At 76.3% G+C, this 1,421-nt stretch carries 1 pseudogene; it reads right to left on the bottom strand.

From position 1 onward, the window contains the following. A pseudogene (locus DKL51_RS36395) lies at nt 1-1,421 on the bottom strand (hypothetical protein); the annotation flags it as partial.

The following is a 1,421-nucleotide window of genomic DNA, read 5'->3' as shown; positions in this document are numbered from 1 at the left end:
CGGGCCGGACGGCTGGCGGCCACCGTCCGGCCCGCGCCCGGCCGGGAGAAGGTCACCTTCCACACCCTCTCCGTCGACGGGAAGCTCCGGGTGCTGCCCTCCGACGTGGTGCCGTACCTGGCCAGTGGGGTGCTGGACGCGGACCTGTTCGACGTCGAGGAGCTCGTCGCGGACGGGTTCGGCGACAGCGCCTCCGGTCGGCTGCCGCTGATCGTCCGGTACCGGGACGGCGGCGCCGACCGGGTCGGCACGCTCGCCGCCGAGGCGACGGACGTACGGCCGCTGCCCAGCATCGACGGCGCGGCCCTCGCGGTCGGCAAGAAGAAGCTGGCCGGCCTCTGGTCCTCGCTGCGCGCCCCGCAGGCCGGGGTGGCCGCAGCGACGGCGGCCGGACGGCTCGGCGGCGGCATCGAGCGAATCTGGCTGGACGCGCGGGTCTATACCAGCGACGAGTGGCGGTGGGCGACGCGGACCAGCACCGCCTGGGAGTTCCGCTCGGCCCGACCGGCCGGCGCCGACGCCCAGCCGCTGCCACTGCTCCAGGTCGATTACCCGGGTCCCGACCGACCTGTCCGGAATGGTCGACGGCGACCGGTCGCACACCGTCGGGCTGACCCTGCGCCACCAGGCCGGCCTGCCGGCCCCGGCCGGCACCACGGTCACCGTGGAGGTCTCCTTCGACGACGGCGGGCACTGGCGCCCGGTGCCGGTACGCGGCTCCGGGACCGCGTACGAGGCCACCGTTCCCGTCGGCAACGGGAGCGTCTCGCTGCGGGTACGGGCCGCCGAGGGGTCCGGGAACACCGTCGAGCAGACGGTGCTCGGGGCGTACGGGCTGCGCTGAGGTGGAGTCCGGGCGGGACGGCGTGGCCGTACCCGGCCGATCAGCGCGGCGCTCGGCTCGCCGCTGGTCCGGTCCGGCACCAGCGGACAGATCGCGGTGGTCCGGTCGGCGATGGCCAGTCGTACCGGCAGGGTGTCGGTGACCCGGGCCTGCTCGCCGCAGCGCACCGCCTTCTCCACGTCGGCGAGGGCGCCCGGCTCGGCCAGCAGGTCCCGCTCGTAGATCGCCCGGTAGCTCACCCCGCGGGCCAGCGCGGCGAACTCCTCCACGTTCTCCGGTCCGGGCATGGCCAGCGGATTCGCCCGGCAGAACCAGAGCACCTCGGTGCGGGCGTCGTCCTGCAATCGGCGCAGCCGGGCGCGCAGCGCGTCGGCGCCGGTGACGATCTCCACCAGGTGGTCGGCGTCGTGCCGCCGCAGGCCGGCCCGGTACTCCTCGGTGAGCTGGGCGACCCGGTGCCGGGCCTGGTCGAGGGTGTGCTGCTGGCGCAGCAGCTCGTCGCCGAGGGCGACGTCCGGGGGCAGCGGCCGCAGCGGCGGGTCGGGCCCGGCGCCGGCGGGGGCGACCAGGCCCCGCT

This window comes from Micromonospora globispora (assembly GCF_003857015.1).
Classification (GTDB): domain Bacteria; phylum Actinomycetota; class Actinomycetes; order Mycobacteriales; family Micromonosporaceae; genus Micromonospora; species Micromonospora globispora.
Note: the sequence above shows the minus strand (reverse complement) of the source record. Positions and strands in the feature narration are given on the sequence as shown.